Source organism: Acidovorax sp. HMWF018 (genome assembly GCF_003061035.1).
Lineage (GTDB): Bacteria > Pseudomonadota > Gammaproteobacteria > Burkholderiales > Burkholderiaceae_C > Acidovorax > Acidovorax delafieldii.
The window spans coordinates 1-1,470 of sequence record NZ_QAIM01000547.1; the positions used below are offsets into that span (position 1 = coordinate 1).

At 55.2% G+C, this 1,470-nt stretch carries 2 protein-coding genes; both read right to left on the reverse strand.

The annotated features are described in order from the left end of the window. A partial coding sequence (locus DBR23_RS32345; RefSeq protein ID WP_369882160.1) for an AAA family ATPase occupies positions 1-159 on the reverse strand: 159 nt, incomplete at its 3' end. Then, the coding region (locus DBR23_RS23265) for a restriction endonuclease subunit S (protein WP_146191423.1) at positions 119-1,470 on the reverse strand (1,352 nt) is incomplete at its 5' end. The genes DBR23_RS23265 and DBR23_RS32345, both read right to left, overlap by 41 nt.

The window sequence follows — 1,470 nt, forward strand, 5'->3', positions numbered from 1 at the left end:
GGCTTCAATCAGGTTGGACTTCCCTGCCCCGTTTTGGCCAATTAGCACTGTGGTGAGCTTGGTCTCGTCAAAGTCCACCTCCAACTGCTTCAAATTCTTGAAGCCGTCGATATAAACCTTATCCAACCGCATGGTGTGCCTCCAAGGTGGTGCCACCATCTGCAATATGGCCTTGCGCTACCTCCCAGGCCAATTGCTTGTAGAAGTCGGCTATTGGCAGCTCGGACGCTTTGAACAGCGCCTCTGCGGTAGTGGGCGAACCCAAGCGGCGCAGGTGGTCTGCAAGGTAGGGCTTGCCTTTTACGTCTTCGTCTTGGCGGCTTTTGGTCACGGCTACGGCTTCCTTGGGGGCGCGAGAGGCGCGAACTTGGCGAGTGGTCTTTGATTGTTTCTTTGCAATTGGCGCAGTGCGCTGCGAAGCGATGCGTTCAAGCAGCACACTGGCGGGCGCGTCTGCCGGGTCTTGCAGTGCCAATTCACCGCGAAAGGCTTTTGCCAGCACCAGCGGGGTTAGTCGTTGGGCTTGGGTTCGGGCTACGGTAGCGCGTGCCTCGATGCGGTCGGCCAGGGTGAACAGGGCTTCTACGCGGCGGACGATTTCGGCCTGCTCTGGCAATGACGGAAGCCGAATAGGTAGATTTCTGAGGTCCTCGATATTGATGCCAACATAAGTAATCCCTTTTTCCATGCCCGCAAGCCATTTCTGACTTGCATCGGAGGCAACCCAATACGCCGCGAAGCGAGGATCAACAATACTTTGCTCGACAGGAAGAACAGCGACCTCTCTTGAGATGTTCCATCCCAACATTTCGTGTCCAGCGACTGCAACACCCCCAAGCGTGCCACGCACATTCACAAGGACTTCACCGCCACGCAGGATCGTTCTGGAATATTCAGCGGACAAAGTCGGAGCAATTCGCTTCATACCGTCTAGCTCAAAGCGAAGCCAACGAACATTGCTTGTTCGAAGACACGGGGTGCCATTTGGCACTTCCTCCCCCAGCTTCACAACACCATAAGTTATGACTCGATGCTTTTGACAGATCGACGAAACAGTTGTCGTTGACCAATCTGCTGCATTGCGTGCTGTTTTCCATGGATGCGTCAGCGAACCAGATACTGCTGCATCCAACACCGCCTGCCGAAACCGCTTGACTAAGGCGGGGATGGTATCGAAGCGGTCGTTGCAGGACTGGATGCGGGTGAGCAGGGTGTCGAGTTGGTTGGCGATGCGGGTTTGCTCGGCGGCGGGAGCAAGCTTGAAAGGCAGCGTTGCCGTGGCGGCGCCCGACAACTCCTTGAATGTTGTTCCTGTCGCAATGGCTTCTGCCTCAGGCTTCAACCACTTGAGCTGGTAATAGGTATACCGAGCATCAACTTCTGGCGGCAATACAAAGCTCTTGAACCCTTGATTCGTAGAGATTTCGTTTGCTGCGATTGCGACGTACCCGATAGGTGCACGACTGGAAA